Here is a 24,827-nt window from a genome sequence, read left to right as displayed (position 1 = left end):
TGCCCCTTTGAGTCCCGCCCCGTACAGCACCGCAGCCTCACACCTCCCCAGCCTCGTCGGCCGGCCTCCGCTTCGCTCCGGCCCGCCGACTCCCTCGCGCGTGCTCCTCGCGTCCGTTGGACGCTCGGAGGCACGCGCCACCGCCTCACAAATCGATGAGCGGCGCTGGCAGGCTCATCGGTCTGTAAATCGTGCCGCCGCGTCGCGCAGCCGCTGCGTCGCTCTCACACGTACTTTCGCGCGAACGCGTACAGGTCCGGGATGATGTACGCTACCCCGCCCACCGCGAGAGCGATCACGAGCGGGACCCCCCATGGGGTGTACCCGTCGAGTCGTATCGACCACCTGAGCAGCCCGGCGGCCTCCACGAGCGGCGGCACGAGGTACACGCTCGCACCGACCGCCGCGGCCGCCGGCGCGTGGACCGCCGAGACCCGATAGCCGTAGGCGCTGCCGGCGATGAGGGCGAGGCCGAGAGCGATCACGAAGGCGGCGTAGATGAGCGCGCCGAACCCGCCGAGCGGACCCGGTCCGTAGAGCGTGAACTCGTAGACGCGCTCGTCCGCGAACACGTAGTACAGGCCTCCCTCCTCGGGAGCCTCCTCGATGTCGATCTCGGTGTCTCCCGGAGCGACGTCCAATCCCGAGGGAACCGGTTTCGAGATCGAGACGCTGCCGTCGTCGGAGTCCGCCGCCACCGTGAAGAAGCGCTGTCCCCGTTCGGAGAGGTCCTCGTATTCGAAGGCGAACCCCTCGCAGTCGGCGAACGCGACGCTGACGTCTCCGGAGTCGGCGTCGTCCGTCGGGAAGAAACACGCCAGTTCGCCGCCGTCCCTGACGAAGTTCCAAGCCCCCGACCGGAACTCGGACGGGAGGTCGTCGACGGCGACCTCGTCGCGATCGCCGGCAGCCTTGACGGAGGCTTCACCGCGATCAGAGCCGGCGTCGACGACGTCCCGCGCCGCCCCGGAGAGGTCCGCGTAGCGGTGGACTTCGCTGTCCGTTCGATCTACCGAGTACGTAACCGGGGCCGGGTTCGTCGCGCCCGCGACAGCGCCGGTGACGACCCCGACTCCGACGACGAACAGGCAGAGGGCCGCGAGGAGTTCGGGTGACGGGCGATTCATCACCTGTTCCGATCCTCCGACGGCGTATGTGTTTTGTGTGACCTCGATTCGGCGACGGCGCTCCCGGCGCGGGCGGAAGGTGCTTGCCCGCCGAAACGCACACCATTCTCCGGCGCGTACGTGACGCCGTGTACGCCGGACTGAAGAACACTCCCTGTTGCCTGTGCGGCCGGGACGACACCCACACCCGGATCGCCGTGCCGCCGCGGGCGCTCCGGCTCATGGAGAACGGCGAGCCGATCGCGTGGCGCGACGTGGTCGGCACCGTGACGCTCCGCTTCTGCGCCGACGACTGGGACCTCGTGAGCGACCTCGCCGTCGAGATGGACGCGCACCCGCTCTCGCGGTGTAACGCGGCGCACGTCTCCCTCGACCTCCGCGAGGACCACGAGGCGCTGCTGTCGGCGACGAAGGCCGAGACGGACCAGACGGAACTGGAGACGCGACTGGCATCCGAGGCCGAGGCGACGCTCGACGCGGTCGACGATCCCTACACAGAGGAGCGCGACGTGGTCGAGGCGATCGTGGTGTTGCGCGCGTTAGAGGAGCTCGGCGTCCGGGAGCCCCCCGGCGACGCCGCCGCGCTGGCGCGCGACGACTGAGACGGTCGGGCGGCGCCGACGCCCGCTCACCGCCTGACCTCGAACCCGTCTTCCCCCTCCGGCGCGCCGTACTCGGCGTCCACGTCGCCGACCTCGGCGGCCCGGCTCCCGGTCTCACACCACGCCACCATGTCGCGAACGGCTCCCTCCGGACCCTCGAAGACGGCCTCGACCCGGCCGTCGTCGAGGTTCCGCACCCAGCCGTCGACGCCCTTCTCGCGGGCGGCGTCGCGGGTGCTCGCCCGGTAGTAGACGCCTTGGACGCGGCCCGAGACGAACACGTGCGCTCGAACGCGGTCGGTCATCGGTCGGTGGTGCGGCGCGCTGCCTGTTAAACGACCCGCCCGCGACCGACCGGCCGCCGACCGACCCGCGCCCGCAACCGACGCCTACTAACTCCCGCGCGCCGACGTAGGCGACATGGACCTGTTCGGAACCGCCGGGATCCGCGGCGGCGTCGAGGACCGCGTCACCCCGTCGCTCGCGCTCGCCGTCGGGCGGGCCGTGGGCGCCGAGATCCGATCGCGTACCGACGATTCGACCGCCGCGTCGACGCCCGAGCCGACGGTCGTCCTCGCCCGCGACGGGCGGGTGACCGGCCCGGCGCTCGCGGCCGCGATGGAGGCCGGTCTCTCCGCCGGCGGCGTCGCCGTCCGCCGCGCCGGGCAGCTCCCGACCCCGGCGCTCGCGTACGCCTCGCGGGGGCGCTACGGCGTGATGCTCACCGCGTCCCACAATCCGCCGACGGACAACGGGATCAAGCTGTTCCGCGACGGGACGGAGTTCGACCGCGACGCGGAGCGCGCCGTCGAGTCGCGGGTCGCCGACGAGGAGCCGGTCGCTCCGTGGGACGAGTGGACCGAGCCGACTCGAACCGACCCGCTCGGCGACTACCTCGCCGCCGTCCGCGAGTACGCCGCGGGGTTCGGCGCGCCCCTCGACGGGCTCCGGGTCGCGGTCGACTGCGGAAACGGGATGAGCGCGCCCGCGACGCCGACCGTCCTCCGCGAACTCGGCGCCGACGTGGTCACGCTCAACGGGAACGTCGACGGCCACTTCCCCGGCCGCGGGAGCAAGCCGACCCCGGAGACGCTCGCCGACCTGCGCGCGTTCGTCGCCGACGCCAACGAGGGCGTCGAGGACCCCGGACGGCCGGCCGACGACGGGAGGGGAGCGGGAGGCGACGGCGACGCGGACGAGACCGAGGGGTTCGCCTTCGGTATCGGTCACGACGGCGACGCCGACCGGATCGTGATCGTCGACGCGGACGGCGAGGTCGTCCACGAGGACACGGTGCTCGCGGTGCTCGCGGAGCGGTACACCCGCGCGAGCGACGCCGCTGACCCCGTCGTCGTGACGACGCCGAACGCCTCCGGTCGGATCGACGAACGCGTCCGCGACGCCGGCGGGCGCGTCGAGCGCGTCCGGCTCGGCGCGCTCCACGAGGGGATCGCCGCGGTCCGGGAGGACGCCAGCGCGGCCGGCGCCCTCGGCGAGGCCGGCACGGTCGGCGAGGCGGGCGCCGCAGGAGAGGTGGGCGCTGACACGCGCGTCGTCTTCGCGGCCGAACCGTGGAAGCACATCCACGTCGCGTTCGGCGGCTGGATCGACGGCGTGACCTCCGCGGCGGTGCTCGCGCGCCTCGTCGCCGACGAGGGGCTCAACGCGCTCCGCGGCCCGGTGACCGAGCGCCCGTACCGAAAGGTGAGCGTGGCCTGTCCCGACGACGCGAAGGAGCCGGCGATGGACCGGTTGGCGACGGCGTTGCCGGACGCATTCCCCGACGCCGCGGTGGACACCGACCACGGCGTCCGCCTGGAGTTCGACGACGCCTCGTGGACGCTGGTTCGGCCCTCCGGCACCGAGCCGTACGTCCGCGTGTACGCCGAGAGCGACGATGTCGACGCCCTCGTCGCCGAGGTCGAAGCCGTGGTCGAGGACGCGGTCGCGGACGCGTAGGGCCGGCCGGTCCGACCGCCGACGCCCCGTCGCGGACGCGTCGGCGACCCCGCGTCACCCCGTTCGGAACCGTGAGAGATTCGGGTTCGTGGATCAGACGGCGGCGATCGGGCGACTGATACCCCGGAATCGGGCCGCTTCTCTCCACGAACGTGCCACCTCGACACCGCGAGAACGACGAATTTATGCCGCGTTCCGACGGGGGTACGAGTGAGATGGCATCCGACTTCGATCGGCGGCGGTTCATCAAGGCGGCAAGCGCAGCGGGCCTCGTCGGCCTCGCCGGGTGTAGCGGCGGCCCGAGCGGTGACGGGGGCGACGGGGGCGACGGCGACGTGCCGGCGCGGATCGGCATCGTCTATTCCGACGGCGGACTGGGGGACAACTCGTTCAACGACGCGGCCCAGCAGGGGATCTTCCAGGCGGAAGAGGAGTTCGGCATCGCGTACGACGAGTCGGAGCCCGACGGCGCCGGCGAGTTCGAGCAGTTCCAGCAGCAGTACGCCGGCTCGACCGACCCGGCCTACGACCTGGTCTGTACGATCGGGTTCAATCAGGGCGACTCGCTCTCGCAGACCGCGCCCGAGTACCCCGACCAGGACTTCATGATCGTCGACACCGTCGTCGACGAACCGAACGTCGCGAACTACCTGTTCCGCGAGCACGAGGGCTCGTTCCTGATGGGCGTGCTCGCCGGCCGCCTGACCGAGACCGAGTTCTCGGCCGGCGCCGGCGAGACGGACCCGGACTCGACGACCGTCGGGTTCGTCGGCGGCGTCGACAGCCCCGTCATCCGCCGGTTCCAGGCCGGGTTCGAGGCCGGCGTCGACTACGCGACCGACGACGTCGACGTCACCACGAGCTACGTCGGCAGCTACGCCGACCCCACCGGCGGGCAGGAGGCGGCGCTGTCGATGTACCAGAGCGGCGCGGACGTCGTCTACCACGCCTCGGGCGCGACGGGCGTCGGCGTGTTCCAAGCCGCACAGGAGGAGGGGCGGTTCGCCTTCGGCGTCGACCAGGACCAGTCGGTCTCCAACGAGTCGTTCTCGGACGTCATCCTGGCGTCGATGGTGAAACGCGTCGACACCGCGGTCTACGAGTCGATCTCGAACGTCATCGACGACAATCACCAGGGCGGGTCGACCACCGCGCTCGGCTTGGAGTCCAACGGCGTCGAGTGCGTCTACGGGCAGGAGATCGGCGACCAGGTCCCAGACGAGATCGCGACCGCCGTGGCCGACGCGCGCGACGAGATCATCGCCGGGAACATCGAGGTCCCGGAGACGACGAGCAACTGAACGCGGCGCCGCCGACTCGAAGCCGAACCCCGCTGGCGGAATTTTTTTGCTCCGGTCGGGCGACGGAGTGTCCCTCGTTCCGGTCGGACGACGAACAGGACCGGGCGCAGTAGCTCGGAATCCGGGCGCTTTTAGGCTCCGGCGCGGAGTTACGGGTGAATGAACCCGGCGGTCCACTTGGACGGTATCACGAAGCGATTCCCCGGGGTCGTCGCGAACGACGACGTCGATCTCGCGGTGGAGCGCGGGAGCGTCCACGCCCTCCTCGGCGAGAACGGGGCCGGCAAGACCACGCTGATGAACGTCCTGTACGGTCTCTACCGGCCGACCGAGGGGACCGTCCGGCTCGACGGCGAGCCGCGGTCGTTCGACTCGCCGCGGGACGCGATCGACGCGGGCGTCGGCATGATCCACCAACACTTCATGCTCGTCGACCCGATGACGGTGTGGGAGAACGTCGTCTTAGGCAACGAGCCGACGACTTGGGGCGGACTCCGCGTCGACAGGGAGGCGGCGCGGGAGGCCGTCGTCGAACTGAGCGAGCGGTACGGCTTCGACGTGGACCCGGACGCGACGATCGCGGACATCTCGGTCGGAGAGCAGCAGCGCGTCGAGATCCTGAAGGCGCTGTACCGCGGCGCCGAGGTGCTCATCATGGACGAGCCGACCGCGGTGCTGACGCCGCAGGAGGTCGAGGAGCTGTACGGCGTCTTCGAAGAGCTCACCGAACAGGGGAAGACGATCATCTTCATCTCGCACAAGCTCGGCGAGGCGCTGTCGGCGGCCGACGACATCACCGTCCTCCGCGACGGGGTCAACGTGGGCACCGTCGCCGCGGCCGACGTGACGCGCGAGGAGCTCGCGGAGATGATGGTCGGCCGGGAGGTGCTGATGGACCCCGCCACGTCGCCCCGAGAGACGGGCGAGCGCGTGCTGGAGGTGACCGACCTGTGCGTCGAGGACGACCGGGGCGTCGAGGCGGTCTCGAACCTGTCATTCGAGCTCCGGGGCGGGGAGATCCTGGGGATCGCGGGCGTCGACGGCAACGGACAGTCACAGCTCGCCGAGGCGATCACGGGTCTGCGCGAGACGGCGTCCGGGGAGATCCGCTACCGCGGCGAGTCGATGGTCGGGCAGACCCGCCGTGACCGGATCGACCGCGGGATGGCGTTCATCCCCGAGGACCGACAGGAGCGCGGCCTGGTGATGTCATACGACCTCACCGAAAACGGGGTTCTAGGGAGCCAACACGACCCGCCGTTCGCGCGCGGCGGACGGCTCGACTGGGGCGCGGCGCAGGACCACGCCGAGTCCGTCATCGAGCAGTACGACGTCCGCCCGCCGGACGCCGACGTGGAGGCCGAGTCGCTGTCGGGAGGGAACCAGCAGAAGTTCATCGTCGGGCGGGAGTTCGAGCGCGACCCTGAGCTGGTCGTCGCCGCCCACCCCACCCGCGGCGTCGACATCGGCTCCACGGAGTTCCTCCACGACCGGCTGCTCGAACTGCGCGCCGAGGGGAAGGCGGTCCTGCTCGTCTCCTCGAAGCTCGACGAGGTACAGGGGCTCTCCGACCGGCTCGCGGTGATTCACGAAGGAGAGTTCACCGGGGTCGTCGACCCCGCGACCGTGACCGAAGAGGAAATCGGGCTGCTGATGGCGGGCGAGTCGCTCGACGACGACTCGGTCGAACGGGCGGCGATCCACGACGCCGGCGGCGCGCCGGACGAGGTCGACGGCGGGGCGGCCGACGACGAGGGGGTGGACGCGTGAGCGATTCGGCGCCCGACGGGGACCGTACGGAGTCCCTCCTCGCCCGCGTGGTCGCCCCGTTCGTCGACCGGAGCGTCGCCGAGCGGCTCGTCATCAGCGTCGCCGCGATCCTCCTCTCGATCGTCGTCGGCTTCGCGCTCGTGCTCGTCTCCGGCCGGATCGCGCAGTGTTCGACCGCGGCGTGGACGATGCCGCTCACCGGGATCGGCTTCTGTTACGACCCGATCGAGGTGTACGTCGTGCTGTTCAACGGCGCGCTCGGGTACCCGTTCGCCGTCGGCGACCCCGGGCTGTTCAACCCCGCGTGGACGCCGTTCAACCTCTCGTTCGGTCTGACGCTCTCGGAGACGACGCTCCTGATCTTCACCGGGCTCTCCGTCGCCGTCGCCTTCCGCGCCGGCCTGTTCAACATCGGCACGCAGGGGCAGCTCGTCGTCGGGGCGCTCTCGACCGCCCTCTCGGTCCTCGCGCTCGCGCCCCTGCTCCCGGCCGGCCCGGTCGCCGGTGCCGTGCTGATCGTCGTCGGGACCGCGGCGGGCGCGGTCGGCGGCGGACTCTGGGGCGCGATACCCGGCGCGCTCAAGGCGTACGCCGACGCCAACGAGGTGATCACGACGATCATGCTCAACTTCGTCGCCGCGAACGTCGCGTACGTGCTCGTGTTGGAGGTGTTCCGCGCCGAGGGCTCCTCGGTGGTCGCCACCCGCTACGTCCCAGAATACGCGCAGTTCCCGTCGGTGCTGTTCCCCCCGTCCACCGACTTCGCGCTGCTCGCGCTGGCAGGGGGCATCGCCTTCATCGGCGCGCTCTACTACTTCGTCGAGCACACGTCGCTCGGGTACGACCTCCGGACGAGTGGCGTCCAGGCGGCCGCGGCCGAGTACGGCGGTGTGAACGCGAAGCTCACGACCGTGCGGGCGATGACGTTGTCCGGCGCGCTCGGCGGTATCGGCGGCGCGGTGTGGGTGCTGATGTCCGAGGGGCGGTGGATGGCCTCGATCCCGGACCTCGGCTTCGACGGGATCACCGTCTCGATCCTGGCCGGGAACAACCCGATCGGCGTGCTGCCGGCGGCGTTCCTCTTCGGGGTCCTGAAGGGCGGCGCCTTGGAGATCGGCTTCCGGACCGACGTTCCCACGGAGCTCGTCGCCGTGCTGCGCGGGCTCATCATCCTGTTCGTCGCGATGCCGGAGTTCTTCCGGATGATCGGTCGATACACCGGCGTCGGGGGGACCGCGGGCGGCCCGGGCGGCGCGGCGTCGGCGGAGTCAGATGCCTCCGCCGGCGGCGACGGGGGTGAAGCCGATGCGTAACCCGCTCTCGCCGGCGTCGCTCCTCGAAGGCGCGAGCGAGTCGGGGTACGTCCGTTCGCTTATCGCCGGCACCGTCGGAGTGCTCGCGCTGCTCGGCGTGTCCGGGCTCGCGTTCCCCGACTCCGTGGCGGGCGACCTCGCGGGCATCGTCTTCTCGACGAGTACCGCCACGTCGACGGCGCGGCTCGCGGCGCCCATCGTGCTCGCCGGACTCGGCGGCATCTTCGCCGAGAAGTCCGGCGTCATCAACATTGGCCTAGAGGGGCTCCTCATCATCTCGGCGTTCGTGTCGGTGTACGCCGCGTCGGTCGTCGGCGTGGGCAACGCCGTCCTCGGCGTCCCGGCGCTCGCGATCGCGTTCCTCGCCGGCATCGCGGCGTCGACGTTCCTGTCGGCGGTGTTCGCGGTGGTCTGTATCGAGTTCAAGGCGGACCAGATCATCGCCGGGCTGGCCGTCTGGCTCATCGCGTTGGGGCTCGCGCCGTTCCTGTCGACCGTGTTCTTCGGCGGCGTCAACACGCCGAACCTCGGCGTGAGCGTCGGGTGGCAGTACTCGGCGACGATGGTGGTTTTCGCGACCGCCGGCTCGTGGTGGCTGTTGAACAAGACCGCGTTCGGCAAACACCTCCGCGCGGCGGGCGAGAACCCGAAGGCGCTCGACACGGTCGGCGTCTCCGTCTCGAAGGTGCGCTACGCCGGGGTGCTGCTCTCGGGCGTCCTCTCCGGAGTGGGCGGCTCGGCGCTGGCGCTGTCCATCGGGCAGTTCGTCGGCTCCGGCGAGACGATGGTCCAGGGCAAGGGGTTCATCGCCATCGTCGCGTACCTGTTCGGCAACTACAATCCGCTCGGGACGCTCGGCGCGGGCGCGCTGTTCGCCGGCCTCGACGCGATACAGATCCGGCTCCAGCAGCTCGGGTACGCGATCCCGGACACGCTGGTCCAGACCATCCCGTACGTCGTCGTGATCGTCGTCCTCACGCTGGTCGGCCGGACGCAGATCCCCGAGGCCGCGGGCGAACACTACGAGACCGAGGAGTAGCTCGCGCCCGCTGACGACCTCCCGGGTCCGGACGGTCAGTCCGACGCCTCGGTCTCCTCGGTCGGCGAGGGCAGTCGCAGGTCGGCGAACGCCTCGGTGTCGCCGATCCCCGTGACGATCTTGACCTCGTCGGTGATCGGGACGCCGACGCAGGAGAGGCGGGCGTTCGCCCCGCGGATCTGCTCGTCGGAGAGGATCGACTGCCCCGGCATCGCCACGTCGCCCTTCACCACGACCACGGCGCAGTTGGAGCAGGCGCCGCCGCGGCAGGCGTACGGCCACGACCGGCCGCCGCGCTCCGCCGCTTCCAGGATCGACTCGCCGGGCTCGACGAGGAAGCGGCCGTACTCCGGGAGGTCGAGGTCGGCGTCCGCGGCCTTCTCGAAGAGGTCCTCATCGTCCAGCGACCAGCCGTGCTCGGTCAGCGCGTCGCGGTCGAGGTGATAGACGGTGGACGGCGAGCCGGTGCGGACCGGTTCGACCGACCCCTCCGCGTACCGCCGAACCACGTCGGCCGGCTCGTCGCCGAGGTCGTCGAACCAGTCGCGGACCGTCGCGGGCGCGAGGTTCGACTCCGCGGCGACCGCCCCGATGTCGACTCCTTCGAGCCGGGCGACCGTCGAGACGAGCCCCGGCGAGTCGAGGGCCGTGATCGTCTCCTCGACCCACTCCTCGGAGCGGTCGTACCACGAAGCGAGTTCGGCCGTGCCGATACCTCGGTCGTACGCGACGGCGGTCATCAGCGCCGCGGTCGCCTCCGCCGACCGGACCTCCGAGAGCCACGCCCGGAGCCGGTCGGCGTCGACCCGTTCGAGTTGCCCCATGTCCGTATCGTTCGTTTCGAGGCCGTTAAACGACGAGCCTGAACAGTTAGGCTCCGGACGCGCCCCGGCGCGCCCCGGCCATCGCGAAATTCGTCGGCGCGCGGCCGACCGAAACGGGAGCAAAGAGTTTTGCCCGGCGCACGACACGGTCCGGTAATGGATATCGACGAGTACGACGTCGTCGTGGCGGGGGCCGGGACCGCCGGCTGCTACGCCGCCGCGACGATCGCGAACGAGGGGCTCGACGTCGTCATCGTGGAGCGGAAGGACGCCGAGGAGGCCGGCCACATCGCCTGCGGCGACGCCCTGAAGGGCGCCGACGCCTTCCCCGAAGCGATCCCGAAGGACCGACTCGAACCCGCGTTCACGAACACCGGCGTCGACCACGGTCGCTTCGAGATCCCGCAGGAGGACACGGTCCTTGAGATCCCCGTCCCCGGCGAGCTCGCCGTCATCGATCGCTGGGAGTACGGCCGCCAGCTCATCTCCGGGGCCGAGGACGCGGGCGTCGACTTCCACTACGACACCGTCATCAACGACGTGAGACAAGACGAGAGCGGGCGCGTCACCGGTATCCACGCGGTGCGGAAGGGCGACCCGCGGACGTACGAGGCGGATGTCGTGATCGACGGTGCCGGGTCGCTCTCGCTGCTCCAAGACAAGGCGGACTTCGAGGAGACGACCTTCGACACGAACGTCCGGTACTCGCAGTTCTGCTCGGCGTACCGCGAGATCGTCGACGTGCCGGAGCCGGTGGAGTGGGACGACGCGCTGGTGTTCAAGGCGACCGACCGCGCGGCGGGCTACCTCTGGTACTTCCCGCGGACCGCGACGGAGATCAACGCCGGCCTCGGCTTCCAGATGACGGAGGAGCCGATGAAGCTCGTCGAGTCGCTGAAGCAGGACCTCCGCGACCGCCCCGAGTTCGAGGGCGCGGAGGTCCGCGACAAACTGGGCGCCGCCCTGCCCACCCGACGCCCCTACGACTCGGCGGTCGCGCCGGGGTACATGGCGGTCGGCGACGCGGCGGGTCACGTGAACCCGACGACCGGAGGGGGAATCGCCGGCGCGGCGTACGCGGGCAAGTACGCCGGCGAGCAGGCCGTGAAGGCCGTCTCGGACGACGACGTGAGCGAGGAGAACCTCTGGCGGTACAACGCCCGCGTGATGGACCACTTCGGCGGCCGGTACGCCGGCCTCGACGTGTACAACGTCCTCGCGACTTCGGTCGACGTGGACAACCTCATGGGGCTGCTCGCGTCGCTGCCGGGCGAGAAGCTCGCGGAGGCGCTGTACGAGGGGTCGACCTCGATGTCCTTCGGGCTGAAGCTGAAGGCCGCGGTCAAGTCGTTCGGCTACTGGGGGACGATCCGGAACTTCTACCAGACGAAGTCGCTGGCGGACGAGCTGATCGGCCACTACGAGGAGTACCCGACGAGCCCCGCCGCGATGGCGAACTGGACCCGCCAGCGCGACGACATCATGGACCGCGTCTACGAGACGACCGGCGCCGACGCGAAGTACTGAGGCCGTGAGCGGCTACCGGCTCACTACCGTCGAGACGGTGCGCGAGCAGGGCTCGTGGGCGTTCACGGCTCGTGAGGGCGACGAGGACCGCGAGGTGTTCCTCGTGCCGTGCGCGGACGAGTCGGATGAGCGCGACGACGAGGACCCGCCGGTGCGCGCGTGGATCAACCGCTGTACCCACGAGGACCAGCGGCTTCACCGCGAGGCGGTGGGCGCCGTCACCCGCGGCGGCTCCGTCGTCTGCCCGAAGCACGGCTCGGCGTTCGACGCGTGCGACGGCGGTTGCGACAACGGCGAGGCGGCGGGCACGACGCTCCGATCGGTGGACGTGACCGTCCGCGACGGCGCGGTGTTCCTGACCGACGACGACCTCAGCTACCTCCGCGAGGGGTTGCCGGACGAGGACGACGACGACGGCGCGGGGCCGTCGTCGAGCTCGCACCTCACCTTCTGAACGGGGCGAGATTCGGCGGACCGGCGACATCTACGGCTGCGCCTCCGCGACTCGCCGGATCGCGCCGGCGATCACGTCGATGCCGAGCGACAGGTCGTCCTCGACCACGTCGAAGTCGGTGGTGTGGTGCCCGCCCGGGTGGTCGGTGCCGACGCCGAGGTAGCAGGCGAGCCCGCCCTGATCTTGGACGCGGTTCATCAGGTACGTGGCGTCTTCGGAGCCGCCGAGCTCGTCGCTGTCGACGATGTTCGTCACGCCCTCGACATCGCCCGCGGACTCCCGGACGAGGGCGGCGAGCGCGTCGTCGCTCGTCGCGCTGGGCGCCTCGCCGAGCGTCGACACCTCGACCTCGCAGTCGTGCATCGCCGCGGCGGAGTCGAGGATGCGGTCGGCGTGGTCGGACATGTACTCGGCGAGCTCCGTCGTCTGTCCGCGGAGCTCGCCCTCGATGTGCGACTCCTCGGGGATGATGTTCGTCGCGGTGCCGCCGCCGACGAGCCCAGCGTTCACGCGCGTGGGGCCGTCGGCGTGCCGCGGGATGGCGTAGAGGTTCTGGACCGCCGCCGCCATCGCCTGAACCGAGTTCCGACCCTGCTCGGGGCGCGCGCCGGCGTGCGCGGGCTCGCCGGAGAACTCCGCGAGCAAGTGCCGCACCGCGAGGAATCCCTCGACGCCGCAGACGACCTCGCCGGACGGGTGATCGAGGCCGACGTGGACCGCGTAGAGGTAGTCGACGTTGTCGAGGTGGCCCGACTCGGCCATCGGCTTCCCGCCGGCGACCTGCTCCTCGCCCGGCTGGAAGAACACCTTGAGCGTGCCGGAGAAGTCGGAGTCGAGGACGGCGTCGAGCGCGCCGAGCCCCATCGTCGCGTGGGCGTCGTGGCCGCAGGCGTGCATGAACCCCTCGTGCTCGGAGCGGAACCCCTCGGCGGTCGGGACGTGCTCGGCCGACTCAGACTCCGTGATCGGGAGCGCGTCGATGTCGACCCGCAGGCCGATCACGGGGCCGTCGCCGCGCTCGACGACCGCGACGCAGCCGGTGTAGCCGCCCGAGAGCCGGTCGAGGATATCCGGGTCAGCGCCCGCCTCGCGCGCCTGCTCCTCCCACTCCGAAAGCTCCTCGTCGTCGGGGACGTTCAGTCGCTCGTCGGTCGCCAGCGCGTCCGGGCCGACGTGGAGCTCCGTCAGGTCCCGCTCGCGGAGGGCCTCGACGATGCGGGCGGTGGTGTAGAACTCGCGCCACGCGGGCTCGGGGTGGCGGTGGAGGTCGCGGCGGAACGCGCGGTACTCGTCGTCTTCGAGAACGCTCATACCCGTGGGTGGCCCGGGGACAGGTTAAAACGTCGGCTGCCGGAGAGCGACGGGGACCGCATCGGAGCCGACCGCGGGCGGCTCACTCCTCGGCCGTCCCCATCCGCTCAGAGTAGTCCCACGCGTGGATCCGCTCCGGTTCGATCCGGATCTCGACCTCCTCGCGCTCGGATCGCAGGAGCCGGTCGGCGGTCGGGTTGTCCGTGCCGCCGAGGTACTTCGTTAGGAGCGACCGCAGGAGCCGCTTCCCATCGTCGGGTCGGACCGTCGCCCGGCCGCGGCCGCGGACCCCCTTGTACGGCGGGTCGTTCGTCGACACGTCGAAAGAGACGCTGTCGTCGTGGTCGACGAACTCGACCAGATCGGCGTTCGTGCTCGTCGCACAGCGGATCGCGCCGGGCGGCCGCGCCGCGCCGTCGCCGTCGTCTCCACCGTCGGCGCTCCCCCCGTCCGGGTCCCACGCGAACCACAGCGAGACGATCCACGGACGGTCGCCCGGGGTACGGCAGCCGAGGCGGACAGGGACGGACGCGGCGGCGAGGAACTCGTCGACGCGGTCGCGGTCCCACGGGCCGGTCGGGTCCATACCGATCCCACGCCCGCGCCCCGCCTAACAGTTGCGCCGCCCGGACTCCATCGAGGTCGACGGCCGAACCACTCGGAGCCCGGCGGCTCCGGAACACAAGAGAATTGACGGTCCCCCCGCGAGAGGTGGTATGACCGACTACTTCGAGGTCCACGAGCGCGACGGCGCCGCCCGGCTCGGGGAGGTCCGCCTCGCCGAGCCCGTGTCCACGCCGGCGCTGGCGGACCCGTTCCTCGACGACGCCGGAAGTCTTTGGGCCGGTGACCGCGAGGTCCCAGACGGCGACGAGACCGCGCTGACGGTGCTTCCCCACAGGGCGTTCCCCGCGGGGACCCGCGACGAGGTGCGCGAGTCGTTCGCGGTCGACCACCCCGGCGTCGCGTTCCCCTCGGCCGCGGTCGTCGACAGTCGGAGCGCCCGCGACCTCGGCGCCGACGCGTACCTGCTCTCGGACGCGCAGGGGTTCGTCGGCCACGGCGAGGCGTTCCGGGACGCGATCCTCCGCGCGAAGTCGGCGCTGCCGCCGGACGCCGCGCTCGGCCTCTCCGGCGTCGCGACCCCGCGGAACGTCGCGCTCCTCGCGTACGCCGGCGCCGACCTCGTCGACGCGACGCGCGCCCGGACGAAGGGGACGCAGGGGATGTACCTCACCGCCGACGCGGAACACTTCCTCGAAGACTTGGAGGAGCTCCCCTGCGCCTGCCCGGCCTGCGCGAAACCCCGGAGCGAGTTCACCCGGGACGACTGCGCCGACCACAACGCCAACGCGCTGCGGGCCGAGCTTCGGCGGGTCCGCGAGCGGATCCGGAGCGGCCGCCTGCGCGATTACATCGAGGCGCAGGCCCGCCACGAGGGGTGGCTCACGGCCGCGTTCCGCGAGTTCGACGACCAGTGGGGGTACTTGGAGGAGCGGACGCCGCTCATGCGCGACGCGGAGGTGACGGCGGCGGCGGCGGAGACGCTCGACCGCGTCGAGATCCGTCGGTTCGCCGACCGCGTCACGAGCCGCTACCGGAACCGGTTCACCGACCAGCCGCTCGTGTTGGTCCCCTGCTCGGCGACGAAGCCGTACAGCGACTCCCAGAGTCACCGCCAGTTCCACGACGCGATCAAGTGGCGCGGCCACACCGTCTCGATTACCTCCCCTATCGGCGTTGTCCCCCAGGAGCTGGAGACGACCTACCCCGCTCAACACTACGACTCGGTCGTCACGGGCGACTGGAGCGAAGACGAGATCGAGTTCGTCGCGGAGGTCCTCCGGCGGTATCTCGAACGCAACGACTACTCGCGCGTCGTCGCGCACGTCCCCGAGGACGGGTACCGCGAGATCTGCGAGCGCGTGGAGAGCGACCCCGCGATCGACGCCGACTTCGAGTATACCTGCGTCGACCACCCGACGACCGACGAGTCGCTCGGCGAACTGAACGCCGCCCTCCAGGGCGAGCCGGCGTACAGCAAGCGGGAGCGCGAGCACAACACGGTTCGCGCCATCGCCGATTACCTGCTCGGCGACGGCGCGGGCGACGACCTGTTCGGCGGTCTCGGCGCGAGCGGCGGAGGCGACCGATACGGCGGCGAGGCCGACGTCCGCACGACCGGCCGCTACCCCAAGCTCCAGGTGTGGGGCGACGAGCCCGACGCCGGCCGCGAGGGCGAGCCGGGCGAACAGCTCGCGACGATGGTCCCGCAGTACGGCACGCTCTCGTTCACCCTCGCCGGCGCGCGCCGCTGGGTCGAGAGCGACGCGCCGACGAAGCGGGTGGAGATCGATCAGTTCGTCCCGCGTGGCTCCGTGCTCGCGCCGGGCGTCGTCGACGCGGACGACGATATTCGGGTCGGCGACGAGGTCGTCATCGAGGGGCCGAAGGCGTTCGCGGTGGGCCGCGCGGCGATGTCTGGCCCAGAAATGGCGGGATCGACCCGCGGCGTCGCCGTCGAGGTGCGGCACGGAGAGGAGAAGTAACTGGACGGCTCCGGTGAACTCCTCGGCGGACGATCGCCTTCAGTTGTCGCGCCGGACCCGGAGCCCGTTTCGATGTCGGCCCGCTACGACTCGGGAGCGCTCCGCGAGAAGCCCCCCGAACTATCGGCGTTGCGAGCGCTTCACTCGTCGGCCTCGGATCCCTCCGCGCCGCCGAGTTCGGACAGTTCGGTTTCCAATTCCTCGGAGTCTTCGAGGAGCAACCCCGTCCCGCCCGCGGCGATCATACCGACGCCGATCGCACGGAGCTGCCGGAGGTACGCCGGCTTCGCTTCGAGCTCCGACGCGTTGTGGAAGTTCTTCCCGATCATCTTTTTGCTGAGCCTGACGCTCGCCCGCGGGAAGAGCGCGGTGACGACCCCTTGGACGAGTATCATTGCGGACCCGAATAGACGGCCTTTCTCACAGCCTTTCATACACGGTAGTACGTCTCGCCGCCGGATAACTATTGCCCCTAACACGCAATACCACCACGTCAGTTTTCTTTAGATGCGCATTTCCAGCTACTTCCTCCGTATATATTGTGAACTATTTACAACACTATGTTTATCCGTGGGGCGCCTGTATACGACCTATGACGAGAGACGCTGAGGCGGCGGACCGATGTGGTGGAACCGCCGTCGCTGCGACCGCGAAGCAGCGCCCGACAGACTCGCCGCTCGGAGCCGACACCCCGTCGCGCGTCGGGCCGTCCCCGGACGGAAGGTCGGCATGACCGCACGGAATCCGATAGCCGCTCGGACGCTCGCCGTCCGCGGGGCCGGGACGTTCCTGATCGGGGTCGCCGTCAATCTCGCTCTCGGGTGGATCGCGTTGACCGGGGGTCTCGTGGCGTCGACGGAGTTCTTCCGGTACCCCCCGATCGTCGTCTGGACGCTGTTGGGAACGATCGGTGCGGCCGTTATCTACGGGGCGCTCACGCGTTTCTCCGCGACGCCGGACCGGACGTTCGTCCGCGTCGCCGTCGCCGCGCTCGTCCTGTCGTTCGTCCCCGATGTCGGCCTGCTCGTCGCCGTCGAGGGCGTGACGACGAGCGAGGCCGTCGCGCTGATGGCGCTTCACGTCCCGCCGGCGATCACCGCGATGATCGCGCTCCCGAACACTCCGTTCGGGCGTTAGCCAGCTTCCGGAGTTTACACCTTCGCGAGGCCGGCCGAACCCGCACTCCTCAGTCGTCGGCGGTCGCCTCGGGTCGGTACGCCTCGCTGATCTTCTTCCACTTCCCCGACCGGAACCGGAGGTAGTTGATCGCGGCGGGGATCGTCGTCTCGGCCATGAACGCGAAGTAGAGTCCCCACAGCCCGATCGCCGGGAGCGCCACCTCGGGGACCGTGAGGCCGACGAGCGGAAGCTCGATCGCGGGTGTCGCGTCGTGTGCGCCGACGTACGCGAGCGGGATCGACACGCAGAACATCCCGAGGAACTGGCTCGCGAAGGGGATCTTCGTGTCGCCGGCGGCGTCGAGGGGGCCGGCCGCCCCGCCGGAGACGCCTTGGAAGATCACCGCGGCGCAGGCCGCGTACACGAGGTTGACGGCGATCGGTATCTCCGGGCTGTCGGGCGACTCGGCGAACAGCGAGACGATGTCGGTGGCGAAGACGGCGATCAGTACCGCGGAGACGGCGTACGTCGCCACCGAGAAGCGGATGATGTCGCGGGCGTACGCCTCCGCTTCGTCCGGGCGTTCGACGCCGAGCTCCTGCCCGACGAGGCTGGAGGAGGCGAGGCCGAACCCCCAGCCGGGCGTGTTCATGATCCCCCAGATGCGGCGGGCGATGACGAACGCGGCCACGGTGTTTTCCCCGAACACGTCGAGGATGGCGAGCATCGGGAACTCGGCGGCCGTCCACACGAGGTTGCGCGCCCCGACCGGGACGCCGATCTCGACGAGGTCGCGGAGCATGCCGGGGTTCAGGTACGAGCCGGTCGGGTCGATCGCGACCGGGAACTCGCCGATGAGGGGGGCGCTCCCGCGCACGAGGCCGACGGTGAAGCCGCCGACCGCGAGCACGTTCGAGAGGACGGTGCCGACCGCGGCCCCCTCGACGCCCCAGCCGAACCCGAAGATGAACAGCGCGCTGAGGGCGATGTTCGCGACCGCGCCGCCGGCCCGGACCTGCATCGCGGTGTAGGCGTCGTCGCAGCCGACGAGGATGCGGCTCCCGACGAGGTTGAGCGCGGCGAACGGGACGCCGAGGCCGACGACGCGGAGGTAGTCCGCGCCGTAGGCTATCGCCGCCTCGTTGCTGCTCAACACGTCGATGAGCGCGGGGGCGAACAGCCAGAACGCCGCGCTGACCGGCAGCGTGATCGCCACCGCGAGGAGGACGCTGGAGCGCACCGCGTCCCCCAGTTCGCCGAACGCCTCGGCGCTGTACCGCTGGGAGACCAAGGCGATCGTGCCGCCGGCGACGCCGCCGCCGAACGCGAACGCGAGCCCCCAGTAGGGCCCCGCGAAGCCGACGCCGGCGACGGCGCTCGTGCCGACCGCGACGCCGACCATCGCGACGTCGACCGCGTTCTTCGACATCCGGGCGATCCCGGTGACGATCCGGGGCCACGCGAGGTCGGTGGTCCGCACCACGCGGTGACGGTCGATCAGCCCGGCCCTCGCGAGGGCGAAGCCGATGTAGAGGATCAGCGCGCGGAAGGGGTTCGGCAGCCGAGAGATCAGCTCGCGGAGGGAGTTCGGAAGGCGAGACACGGCAGATGCCCGCCTTTTCCGCTGGCGGCTAAAGGAGTTTCGTCACGCGGCAGGCGGTTCCGGATCGAGCGGGGGTCGCGGGCCGAGCCGTCGCCCGATCAGGCGCCCGAGACGAGGTAGACGGCCGCGGCGGCGAAGACGATCCCGAGCCCCTTCCGAGCCGTGAACGACTCACCGAGGAAGAGGAAGCCGATCACCGACGAGAAGACGAGGAACATCGCGAAGATGGGCGTCACGACGCTCACCGGACCCGCGGAGAGCGAACGGTACAGTGCGAGGATCCCGATACCGAGGAACACGCCCGCGGCGAGCACGTGCGCCAGCTTCGGCGAGGCGAGGTGGCCGGTGAACTCCTGTCCGGTGTACGCGATCACGCCGAGCGCCATGGCGACGAGCAGCGTGTTCGAGACGACGACGGCGACGTCGCTCGGGATCGCGTTCGGACCGGTCGTGGCGACGCGCATCAGCGGCGAGACGAGCGCGTACGCACCCATGGCGAGCAGCGCGTACGGGAGGTAGGTCGTGGCCGTAGCGTCCATACCACGGGGTCACCGCCCGGAGGCAAGTGCCTATCGACCCGCGTTCGGCGGCGGCCCCAGCGGGGCCGACTCGTCGGCCGACCGCGAGTCGTCGGGAACGTCGCCTTCGCGGTCGGCGTCCGAACCGCCCCGGTCGTGAACCGGGACGCAGACCGTCACCGCCGTCCCCCTCGGCTCGCGCTCCGCGAACGATATCCGGCCGCCGAGGTGGTCGACGCCCCACTTGACGATCCACAGGCCGATCCCGCTCCCGTGGCGCAGCGGCGTCTCGGTGCCGCGGTCCAACACGTCGTACTCCGCGGGGTCGATGCCGGGACCGTCGTCCGCGACGGTGACCTCGACCCAGCCGTCCTCGACGAGGGCGTCGATCCGGGCCCACGGCTCGTCCGCGTCGTTGTGTCGGACCGCGTTCGAACAGAGGTTCTCCAAGACGACCCGCAGCACCACCGACACCGAGACGGACGGCACCGTTCCGACCTCGATCCGCGCGTCGGGATCGATCTCCCGCGCGTCGGCGACGGCCTCGTCGACCACGTCCGGTAGCGGCGCCGACCCGGACTCCTCGGTCGGGGCGAACAGCTCGCCGGCGGTCCGGGTGCGCTCGCTGAGTTCGAGCATCCGCCCGGCGCTCTCCTCGATGACCGAGAGCGCGCGTTCGTCCGTCGGGTCGGTCCGGAGCCGCGCGGCGTACCCCTGAATGAGGTTGGTCTCCGTCCGCACGTCGTGACGGAACACGCGGTTGAGCACGTTGAGCCGCTGCTGTTGGCCGAGGTACGCGCCGACGTCGTGGAAGGTTATCACTCGGGCGGTGGTGCGGTCGTGGTCGTCGGTCACGTCCCTGACAGTCGCCTCGTACGGTCGCCGCCCGTCGCGGCCGACGATCGGGACCGCTCGCGGCGCGTCACCCTCGGCGCCGTCTGGCTCGCTGACCGTCTCGTACTTCGGGACGACCGCGTCGGCGGGCTCGCCGATCGCCGCGCGCCGGTCGACGCCGAACGTCTCGGCCGCGCTCTCGTTCAGGTCGACGACGAGCCCCTCGGTGCCGACGACGAAGACGGGGTCGTGGAGCTGCTCGAAGACGACCTGGCGCGCGCGGCGGCGCGGCGCGGGCGCGAGCGTCAGCAGTCGGAACCGCGACAGCGCGAGGAGATACGCCACCCCCGAGATCACGAACACCAGCGGGGTCGGATCGAGCCCCGGGATCGGAATCGCGCCGGAGAGGTAGGCGACGCTCCCGGCCCACGGCGCCGCGGTCCCGACGAGCAGCGCCGCGCTCTGCCCGCGGAACGGGCGCGCGTCGTCGCGGATCAGCTGGACAAGTGGGACCGAACCGACGGCGCCGAGGAGGTAGGTGTACCCCGCGATGACGTAGTACAGCGGACCGGGGACGACGTCGAGGAACGTTCCGACCGCGGTCTCGCGCACGAATCGACCGACCGTGAGGAGGTTCTCCGGGTCGTCCGCGGCGGCGACCGCGACGGTGGCGACGGGCACGACCGACACCAGCGCAACGGAGAACGGCGTCACGTAGCGGTCGTAGCCGGTGTACGCCAGCGCGAAGAAGAGCCAGCCGACCGGGATGGCCACGACGCCGACCCACTGGACGTCGTACCACAGCGCCTTCGCCGGCAGCGTGGTCGCCTCCAGTTCGAAGACGAGGAACGTCGCCCACCAGACCTGCCCGGCGAGCAACACCGCGAGCCACGTCGCGCCCGGCTCCGGCCGCTCCCGCCACGCGAGGATCGCCGCCGCCAGACCGACCGTCACGGCGACGAGGAGAGCGACGGAGAGTGGGCTCAACGCGGCCATGCCGTTTTTTACACAGATCGGATTTATAACTCATCGGGTCGGTTCACCTGATTGAAAATTCCGGCGTCACCCGGCCGAACCTACCGGTGGGCGCCGCCTCACCCGCCGAGCGCGAGGAGCGCGACGCCGGCGACGAACGCGGTGAACAGCGCGCCCGCGTCGAACGCGGCGACCCGTCCGAGGGACCCCGCGGCGGGGGTGGTTGCGCGCGGACGAGACTGCGCTGCCGTGCCGTCTGGCGTCGACGGCCTGATCGGTTCGTTTGCCATGGAGACGTCCGCCGCAGGTCGGCGACGGACGTGCGTCGTGGGGTATCGATCTACACTCACCCACGCCGTGAGGCGTTAACAAAACGCGAGCGCTCGCGGTATCAGCGGGCTCGGTCGAACGACGCGGGTACCTTCGGGGTTCAGTACGCTTTTGACACGAGCGGCCGATAACTCGCGTATGGACGGAACCTTCGATCACGTGATGATCCGCGTCGAGGACTTAGAGGAGAGCCTCGACTGGTACCAGACCCACCTGAACTACGAGGAGAAGGGCCGCTGGGAGGCCGACACCTTCACCAACGTCTTCCTCGGTCCCGAGGACGTTCACGAGGACGGCGCGCTCCTCGAACTCACGTACAACCACGACGGCCGGAGCTACGAGCTCGGCGACGCGTGGGGTCACATCGCGGTTCGCGTCCCCGAGGACGCGCTCCAGGAGTCGTACGACCAGCTGATGTCGGAGGGCGTCGACGACTACCGCGACCCCGAGTCCTGCGGGAACCGCTACGCGTTCGTGAAGGACCCGGACGGCCACGAGATCGAGATCGTCAAGCGCGACCACGGCGCGAAGTGGAGCATCGACCACACGATGGTCCGCGTCGAGGACGCCGACGAGGCGCTCGGCTACTGGACCCGCAAGTTCGAGTACACCGAGTACCCCGGCCGCTGGGAGGCCGACACCTTCTCGAACTACTTCGTGGCGCCCGAGGACGCGCCGGAGGAGGCGATGAAGCTCGAACTCACCTACAACTACGACGGCCGGGAGTACACGATGGGCGACGCGTGGGGCCACGTCGCGGTCCGCGTCGACGACCTCGACGACGCGTGGGACGCGCTGATGACCCGCGAGGCCCCCGACTACCGCGACCCCGCCTCCTGTGACCACAACTACGCGTTCACGAAGGACCAGGACGGCCACGAGGTCGAACTGGTCACGCGAGACTGAGTCCGCCGCCGTCCGACTCCGTTTCTCCTCCGCGGTCGCCGTCAGTCTGCCGACTCGACCCCGGTGATCTCGAAGCGCGCCCCCCCGGCCTCGCTCTCGACGGCCCGCACCGACCAGCCGTGCGCGTCGGCCACCTGCTCGACGATCCGCAACCCGAATCCGGTCCCCGACTGCGATGTGGAGTAGCCGGCGTCGAACACCGTCCCGCGCAGGTCCGGGTCGATCCCCGGGCCGTCGTCGGCCACGTAGAAACCGTCCGGCAGCGATCCGACCGTGACGGTCAGGTCCTCGCCGCCGTGTTCTATCGCGTTCCGGATCAGGTTCTCTAACAGCTGTTTGAGTCGCCCCTCGTCCGCGACCACCGTCCCCTCGACTTCGGTGCGCAGCGTCGCGTCGCTGGTGTCGACGGTCCGCCAGCAGGCGCCGACGACCCGTGCGATGTCGACCGGCTCGGCGTCGGTCACAGGGTTGCCCTCGCGCGCGAGCGTGAGGAGGTCGTCGATCAGCGCGGTCATCCGGTCGTGGGCGCGCTCGACCGCCGCCAGGTGTTCGCTGTCACACTCCTCGCGCGCGAGTTCGGTCCGGCCCCGCGCGACTTCGAGCGGGTTCCGGAGGTCGTGTGACACGACCCCGGCGAACTCCTCTAGTCGGTCGTTCTGCCGCTCCAACTCCGCAGTCCGATCCGCGAGGCGACGGGTGCGCGCCTCGGCCTGGAACGCCGTCTCGGCCGCGGTCGCCAGGATTCCGGCGAGGTACTCGTCGACGCTGCCGAGCATGCCCGGCTCCGTCTCGCCGATCGATATCGTCCCGAACTCGCCGATCGGAACGATGAGCAGGCTCCGGAGCGGCGTGTCGACGTCGAGCGCGTCGGTCGTCCGGATGTCGTCGAACTTCCGGAGCTCGCCCGCCTCGAACGCCGCCCAGTTGAGGCTCCCGCCGTCCGGCGTGAACGTCTCCCGCTCGGGCAACACCTCCGTCGCGCGGTCGGAGACGGCGACCGGGACCAGCCCGCCGGCCGCCTCGTCGTAGAGCCGGACGGTAACGATCGAGAACTCCAGGACGTCGGTGGCGGCCGCGACGGCCTGCTCGGCGATCGCTTCCCGCGACTCCGCGCGGACGAGCGTCCGCGTGGCGCCGTGGAGGCGCTCGACGCGGCTCTCGCGCTCGATCCGGTCGAGCGCCGCTTCGAGGTGGTCGGTGAGGATCTCCGCCACGAGGACGTCGGTGTCGGTGAACTCGTGCGGGTCCGGGGAGGAGACGACGAACAGCCCGTGGTCGCCGATCGGGCCCAACACGAGGCTCTCCGCCGGCGAGGGCTCGTCCAACCGATCGGACGACGAGAGCTCGTCGATGACGACCGACCCCTCGCCGCGGAAGGCGCCCCACGCCAGCGCCGCGCGCGATCCTGCCGGCGCGTCGCGGTCGTACGACGGCTGCTCCTCGAACAGCATCGGCACAGAGTCGCCGAGCGCGGCCGGCTGGAGGCTCTCGCCGTCCTCCGAGAGCAGGTGAATCCCGCTCAACCCGGCGTCGATCAGGTCGTCGACCGCCTCGACCGCCAGCTCGGCCGCCTCGTCGGTGGTTCGCGTGTAGTTGAGCTCCCGCGTCCACTCCCGGAGGCTCGCGAGCGTCCGCTCGCGCTCCTTCCGCTCGGAGATGTCGCGCGTGGTGACGACGTACCCCTCGATGCCGTCCGTCTCGATCCGGTCGCTGCCGACGGACTCGAGCCAGCGGTAGCCGCCGTCGGTCGTTCGGAACCGGTACTCGGCGGTCGGGGGGTCCCCGTCGCCCTCGAGCGCGCCGAGCGCCTCACTCACGGCATCTCGATCCTCCGGGTGGATGTACTCCAGCGCCCGCTCGCCGAGGAGGTCCGACGGCGCGTAGCCGATCACGCTTTCGCACGACGGACTCAGGTACCGGAATCGCCAGTCGCTCGACAGCACCGTGACCACGTCGCCGGCGTGTTCGATGAACGCCCGGTGTCGCTCGCGCTCGCTGTCGTCGCGGACCACGCCGACGAACCGCCGCTCGCCGTCCGCGGTGAACTCACCGTACGAGATGGAGACGGGGACCTCGTGGCCGTCGCGGTGGAGCGCGTTGAACCGGACGTCTGACCAGTCGACGCTCCGCTCGCCGTCGGCGAGATACCGATCGACCGCCTCGAGGTGGTCGTCGCGGTGTCGTTCCGGTATCAGCGTCGTGAGCGGTTCACCCTCCAGATCGGCCGGTTCGTACCCGAACATCGGCTCGACGGCGGCGTTCGCGAACCGGATCACGCCGTCGGTGTCGACCGACAGGATCGCGTCCGACGCCCCTTTTGCGACCGCGCGGAACTGTCCGACGGCCTGCTCGGCCTCCCGCTCGGCCCGCCGCTGCTCGACGGCCTCGACGATCCGGTCCGCCAGCCGCTCGCACTGCTCCGTGTCGCCGGACTTCCGCATGTAGTCGGTGACGCCCGCGGATATCGCCTCGCTCGCGACCGCCTCGCTCCCCCCTCCGGTGAACAGGATGAAGGGAAGGTCCGGGTCGCGCTCACGGACCTCGTCGAGGAGATCGAGGCCGTCTCGACCGGACAACTCGTAGTCGGAGACGATACACTCCACGTCGCGCTCCGACAGCGTCTCGAGTCCGGCGGCCGCGTCGGGCGCCGTCTCGACCGCGATCCGGTCTCGCTCCTCCCGTAAGAACGACGCGACGACCGCACGCAGGTCCGGGTCGTCGTCGACGAGCAGGACCGGGATGCGGTCGGTCATACACTCGGATTAC

At 70.6% G+C, this 24,827-nt stretch carries 22 protein-coding genes; 11 read left to right on the top strand and 11 right to left on the bottom strand.

What is annotated here, in order from left to right:
• Positions 1-224: 224 nt before the first annotated feature.
• Positions 225-1,127 (bottom strand): hypothetical protein, encoded by a 903-nt coding sequence (locus B9G49_RS07095; protein ID WP_086215897.1) that lies wholly within the window; start codon positions 1,125-1,127, stop codon positions 225-227.
• A 128-nt stretch (positions 1,128-1,255) separates the two neighbouring features.
• Between B9G49_RS07095 and B9G49_RS07090 the strand changes: the two genes are divergently transcribed.
• Positions 1,256-1,729, top strand: coding sequence for a hypothetical protein (locus B9G49_RS07090; RefSeq protein WP_086215896.1), 474 nt, complete (start codon positions 1,256-1,258; stop codon positions 1,727-1,729).
• Between the two features lie 26 nt (positions 1,730-1,755).
• Here the strand turns inward: B9G49_RS07090 and B9G49_RS07085 are convergent, their stop codons facing one another.
• On the bottom strand, positions 1,756-2,034 hold the full coding sequence (locus tag B9G49_RS07085; RefSeq protein ID WP_049929649.1) for an acylphosphatase: 279 nt from the start codon (positions 2,032-2,034) through the stop codon (positions 1,756-1,758).
• A gap of 115 nt (positions 2,035-2,149) precedes the next feature.
• Here B9G49_RS07085 and B9G49_RS07080 point away from each other — a divergent pair, with 115 nt between their 5' ends.
• The 5 genes from B9G49_RS07080 (at position 2,150) to B9G49_RS07060 (ending at position 9,111) form a co-directional block, all read left to right on the top strand.
• Complete coding sequence (locus B9G49_RS07080; RefSeq protein ID WP_086215895.1) at positions 2,150-3,688, top strand: phosphomannomutase; 1,539 nt, start codon at positions 2,150-2,152, stop codon at positions 3,686-3,688.
• 215 nt (positions 3,689-3,903) lie between these two features.
• On the top strand, positions 3,904-4,989 hold the full coding sequence (locus B9G49_RS07075; RefSeq protein ID WP_086215894.1) for a BMP family protein: 1,086 nt from the start codon (positions 3,904-3,906) through the stop codon (positions 4,987-4,989).
• 159 nt (positions 4,990-5,148) lie between these two features.
• Positions 5,149-6,759 (top strand): ABC transporter ATP-binding protein, encoded by a 1,611-nt coding sequence (locus B9G49_RS07070; RefSeq protein WP_086215893.1) that lies wholly within the window; start codon positions 5,149-5,151, stop codon positions 6,757-6,759.
• Complete coding sequence (locus B9G49_RS07065; RefSeq protein WP_049929645.1) at positions 6,756-8,072, top strand: ABC transporter permease; 1,317 nt, start codon at positions 6,756-6,758, stop codon at positions 8,070-8,072. Before B9G49_RS07070 ends, B9G49_RS07065 begins: the two co-directional genes overlap by 4 nt.
• Complete coding sequence (locus B9G49_RS07060; RefSeq protein WP_086215892.1) at positions 8,065-9,111, top strand: ABC transporter permease; 1,047 nt, start codon at positions 8,065-8,067, stop codon at positions 9,109-9,111. Before B9G49_RS07065 ends, B9G49_RS07060 begins: the two co-directional genes overlap by 8 nt.
• A gap of 35 nt (positions 9,112-9,146) precedes the next feature.
• Here the strand turns inward: B9G49_RS07060 and fer are convergent, their stop codons facing one another.
• The gene (fer, locus tag B9G49_RS17220) at positions 9,147-9,935 is read right to left on the bottom strand and encodes a ferredoxin Fer (protein WP_086215891.1); all 789 of its coding nucleotides are present in this window, start codon (positions 9,933-9,935) and stop codon (positions 9,147-9,149) included.
• 156 nt (positions 9,936-10,091) lie between these two features.
• On the opposite strand from fer, the gene B9G49_RS07050 reads away from it, so the two are divergent.
• Together B9G49_RS07050 and B9G49_RS07045 are read left to right on the top strand one after the other, a co-directional pair.
• Complete coding sequence (locus B9G49_RS07050; protein WP_086215890.1) at positions 10,092-11,462, top strand: geranylgeranyl reductase family protein; 1,371 nt, start codon at positions 10,092-10,094, stop codon at positions 11,460-11,462.
• A gap of 4 nt (positions 11,463-11,466) precedes the next feature.
• Positions 11,467-11,916, top strand: a complete 450-nt coding sequence (locus B9G49_RS07045; protein ID WP_049929641.1) for a Rieske 2Fe-2S domain-containing protein — start codon at positions 11,467-11,469, stop codon at positions 11,914-11,916.
• Positions 11,917-11,946: 30 nt separating this feature from the next.
• Here B9G49_RS07045 and B9G49_RS07040 read toward each other — a convergent pair whose 3' ends face one another.
• Positions 11,947-13,227 carry an amidohydrolase gene (locus B9G49_RS07040; protein ID WP_086215889.1) on the bottom strand — a complete coding sequence of 427 codons (1,281 nt, stop codon included), beginning with the start codon at positions 13,225-13,227 and terminating at the stop codon, positions 11,947-11,949.
• An 82-nt stretch (positions 13,228-13,309) separates the two neighbouring features.
• Positions 13,310-13,813, bottom strand: a complete 504-nt coding sequence (locus tag B9G49_RS07035; RefSeq protein ID WP_086215888.1) for a pyridoxamine 5'-phosphate oxidase — start codon at positions 13,811-13,813, stop codon at positions 13,310-13,312.
• A gap of 130 nt (positions 13,814-13,943) precedes the next feature.
• On the opposite strand from B9G49_RS07035, the gene arcS reads away from it, so the two are divergent.
• Positions 13,944-15,776 (top strand): archaeosine synthase subunit alpha, encoded by a 1,833-nt coding sequence (gene arcS, locus B9G49_RS07030; RefSeq protein WP_086215887.1) that lies wholly within the window; start codon positions 13,944-13,946, stop codon positions 15,774-15,776.
• Positions 15,777-15,916: 140 nt separating this feature from the next.
• Here arcS and B9G49_RS07025 read toward each other — a convergent pair whose 3' ends face one another.
• The gene (locus tag B9G49_RS07025) at positions 15,917-16,210 is read right to left on the bottom strand and encodes a hypothetical protein (RefSeq protein ID WP_086215886.1); all 294 of its coding nucleotides are present in this window, start codon (positions 16,208-16,210) and stop codon (positions 15,917-15,919) included.
• A 295-nt stretch (positions 16,211-16,505) separates the two neighbouring features.
• On the opposite strand from B9G49_RS07025, the gene B9G49_RS07020 reads away from it, so the two are divergent.
• A complete protein-coding gene (locus tag B9G49_RS07020) occupies positions 16,506-16,913 on the top strand; it encodes a DUF6069 family protein (protein ID WP_129452380.1) in 408 nt (135 codons plus the stop codon).
• Positions 16,914-16,962: 49 nt separating this feature from the next.
• On the opposite strand, the gene B9G49_RS07015 is transcribed toward B9G49_RS07020, so the two are convergent.
• From B9G49_RS07015 to B9G49_RS16515, 4 genes are all read right to left on the bottom strand, one after another.
• A complete protein-coding gene (locus tag B9G49_RS07015) occupies positions 16,963-18,498 on the bottom strand; it encodes an MATE family efflux transporter (RefSeq protein WP_086215884.1) in 1,536 nt (511 codons plus the stop codon).
• Positions 18,499-18,596: 98 nt separating this feature from the next.
• A complete protein-coding gene (locus tag B9G49_RS07010; RefSeq protein WP_049929634.1) occupies positions 18,597-19,037 on the bottom strand; it encodes an EamA family transporter in 441 nt (146 codons plus the stop codon).
• Between the two features lie 30 nt (positions 19,038-19,067).
• Positions 19,068-20,846: a histidine kinase N-terminal 7TM domain-containing protein gene (locus B9G49_RS07005; RefSeq protein WP_086215883.1), complete on the bottom strand. Its 1,779-nt coding sequence runs from the start codon at positions 20,844-20,846 to the stop codon at positions 19,068-19,070.
• A gap of 98 nt (positions 20,847-20,944) precedes the next feature.
• Positions 20,945-21,115 (bottom strand): hypothetical protein, encoded by a 171-nt coding sequence (locus tag B9G49_RS16515; protein WP_158093602.1) that lies wholly within the window; start codon positions 21,113-21,115, stop codon positions 20,945-20,947.
• Positions 21,116-21,293: 178 nt separating this feature from the next.
• Here B9G49_RS16515 and B9G49_RS07000 point away from each other — a divergent pair, with 178 nt between their 5' ends.
• Positions 21,294-22,061: a VOC family protein gene (locus B9G49_RS07000; protein ID WP_049929632.1), complete on the top strand. Its 768-nt coding sequence runs from the start codon at positions 21,294-21,296 to the stop codon at positions 22,059-22,061.
• A gap of 41 nt (positions 22,062-22,102) precedes the next feature.
• On the opposite strand, the gene B9G49_RS06995 is transcribed toward B9G49_RS07000, so the two are convergent.
• Positions 22,103-24,814 (bottom strand): PAS domain S-box protein, encoded by a 2,712-nt coding sequence (locus B9G49_RS06995; RefSeq protein ID WP_086215882.1) that lies wholly within the window; start codon positions 24,812-24,814, stop codon positions 22,103-22,105.
• Positions 24,815-24,827: the final 13 nt, after the last annotated feature.

The sequence above is a fragment of the Halorubrum sp. SD683 genome (genome assembly GCF_002135045.1).
Classification (GTDB): domain Archaea; phylum Halobacteriota; class Halobacteria; order Halobacteriales; family Haloferacaceae; genus Halorubrum; species Halorubrum ezzemoulense.
Note: the sequence above shows the minus strand (reverse complement) of the source record. Positions and strands in the feature narration are given on the sequence as shown.